This window comes from Sulfuricurvum sp., from assembly GCF_022759005.1.
Lineage (GTDB): Bacteria > Campylobacterota > Campylobacteria > Campylobacterales > Sulfurimonadaceae > Sulfuricurvum.
Genome location: NZ_JAEMQA010000069.1, coordinates 1 through 2,466, shown reverse-complemented (window position 1 = coordinate 2,466; position 2,466 = coordinate 1). Strand labels below are relative to the sequence as shown.

Genomic DNA, 2,466 nt, shown 5'->3' with positions numbered 1-2,466 from the left:
TTATACAACTCCATCGCATAGCGATCCGACATACTCGCGATATAATCACTGATTACACGGTGTGTGTTTCGTCGTTCACACTGTTCCAAATAATACTTCGGTAACATCTTCGGTTCTGCCATCAATGCATTAAACAACCCTATAATTGCCTGTTTTCCCGCAAACATTTTACGCATGATCTGTTTGTGCTGGTAGAGTTCTTGATACAACAGTTTTTTGAGCTTTTTGATCTGCGTCTCCAACTGCGGATCAAAACCGATCGCTATCGGCTCGGAGGATGGGATAACCGATGCCAATACACGACTGTTATCGACTTTGTCACGCGAATGTTCGAGGAGAGAATAGACAAGATGGTTGATAAGATGGGAACTAAAACGGTAGCGGAACATCTCATCCTCATCTTCACGAATCCCTTCGTCATAGACTTTTTCCAAGATGATCTGAATCAATTCCGAAGATTTAAGCGTCTCAAACGTAATCAGTCCCGATGCGACACCGTCATCGATGTCGTGGCTGATATAGGCGATCTCATCTGCTCGATCGACGATCATCGCTTCGATGCTCGGATGGGTATCAAGGGCAAACGCCTCTCGTATTTCATCGGGCAAAAACGATTTGTTATAGGGGTATGAGTGTTTGAGAATCCCCTCCAGCGTAGCATAGGTGAGGTTTAGTCCCAGAAATGCCTTATAACGCTGTTCGAGTTTGGTGACAACACGGAAGCTTTGAAAATTGTGCTCAAACCCGTGCATGTACCCTCTCTCCTTGAGACACTCATCGAGAGTATCTCCACCGATATGCCCAAAGGGGGTGTGACCCAGATCGTGCGACAGGGCAATCGATTCGGCAAGTGATTCTTCCAGCCCCAAGTGCAATGAAATTGATCGAGCGATCTGACTCACCTCTATGCTGTGCGTCAAACGGGTTCGGAAAAAGTCCCCTTGGGAATTTAAAAATACCTGTGTTTTGTATTCAAGGCGACGAAAACTCCCCGAATGGATAATGCGATCACGGTCGCGTGCATAAGGGGAGCGAAAATCGTCACTGATAGAATAAAAACGTTGATTCGGTAGCACGCAGATCCTTTTTTGGATAATCTGTCGACATTATAGCAAGTCCATCCTATCCAAAAATAGACTTTTTTACACAAGATTTACACTTCTTTTCTACAATGACAACTCGATTCTCCTTCGATAGTTTGACCGAACCTCTCTCCTTCGTGGTTTGGTTGCTACAAAATAAAATTATTTTCTGCTCTTTCCCGCATTAAAACAAGATATAATAAGTCATCATAAAAATCAAGGGATCGGAATGGATAATAAAATCGATACAAAAATATCCACGCTCATCAGTGATACGGCGCGAGAAAGTGCCAAAGCGTATCAAACCACCAATCTAAAAGCACGTCGCGACAAAGAAGAAGATTTTTTGAATCAAACGATCGACTATCGTGATATTATCCTCGTTCCTGAAAGATATGAGGGGATCGTCATCGCGCTTTATCTTCTCATCATCCCTTATTTGAGCGGTTTGTTGTTCTTGTATCTCTTTATTGCACGGATGAGTTATGAATATTTCCTGAACTTCACACTCTCTTCTGTTGCGGTAATTTGGGCTATCGGGTACGAGGTGTGTGCGGTATTGATTTTAGTGGGTATCTTTTTGGCATGGCTCAAACATATCAATTCCCGCTGGAAAAGAGAGCAAGCCCGAAAAATTCCGCCAAAAGACCGTTACGGGTTCTAAAATATCACCCTTTAAGGTACATTTGGTACAATTTCACTCTTCCAACGAATGGACAGCTGGCCGAGTGGTCGAAGGCGCACGCCTGGAACGCGTGTATAGGGCAACCTATCTAGGGTTCAAATCCCTAGCTGTCCGCCATTCTACACGCTTATTTATGAGCTCTTTTTTCCCGTTCTTCGATTAACATCGCATTTAACGTACTAATAATATCGCAACTTCCGTTCTCGGCATCTTTGAAATAGGTCATCACATTTTTAGCTTCTTGCAAACATGTACCCGCACTCACACACTTAACAGCGGCAATAATGTTGTCATGAACCGATTTATGCGGCGCTTCGAGTTTTCTAAAGCTCGGTGTATTTCCGAAAATTTGCGATCCTTTGCCCCCCTCAGCCCATTTGCCGAGACGGCAGTGATGGTGATCGACAAATTCATCATCCACCTTATTAGAAAAGACGCTTTTATACCCTTTTACTTTGAAAAGCAGATGATCGAGTTTAACCAATACCATGAAGACCGAATAAAGAACATTGGTCGAATCGTTTTCGATCACCTTGGTGCGGCTGCCCAAATTAACCAAAGTGGCTCTAAACTGCTCCAATTTTTCGCTGGACATTGCAGAGATTGATTCCATCGCACTGGAACGCTCATAAATCTCTGTCGCGTTTTGTTTGAGACTTTGAACGCTCATCGCCACTTCAGCAGTTGCTTTTTGGGTAC

The 2,466-nt window shown here is 43.7% G+C and carries 3 protein-coding genes and 1 tRNA gene; 2 read left to right on the top strand and 2 right to left on the bottom strand.

Annotation, left to right across the window (positions count from 1 at the left end):
- A partial coding sequence (dgt, locus tag JHC35_RS04555) for a dGTP triphosphohydrolase (protein WP_295042438.1) occupies positions 1–1,076 on the bottom strand: 1,076 nt, incomplete at its 3' end.
- Positions 1,077–1,311: 235 nt separating this feature from the next.
- On the opposite strand from dgt, the gene JHC35_RS04550 reads away from it, so the two are divergent.
- Positions 1,312–1,746: a hypothetical protein gene (locus tag JHC35_RS04550; protein WP_295042436.1), complete on the top strand. Its 435-nt coding sequence runs from the start codon at positions 1,312–1,314 to the stop codon at positions 1,744–1,746.
- A 50-nt stretch (positions 1,747–1,796) separates the two neighbouring features.
- Positions 1,797–1,884, top strand: a tRNA-Ser gene (locus JHC35_RS04545).
- Between the two features lie 10 nt (positions 1,885–1,894).
- On the opposite strand, the gene JHC35_RS04540 is transcribed toward JHC35_RS04545, so the two are convergent.
- On the bottom strand, positions 1,895–2,466 hold a 572-nt coding region (locus tag JHC35_RS04540), incomplete at its 5' end, for a CZB domain-containing protein (protein WP_295042434.1).

Bases quoted from the DNA above. Each gene is read 5' to 3' on its own strand.
- JHC35_RS04550 (WP_295042436.1), top strand. From the start codon at position 1,312: ATGGATAATAAAATCGATACAAAAATATCCACGCTCATCAGTGATACG.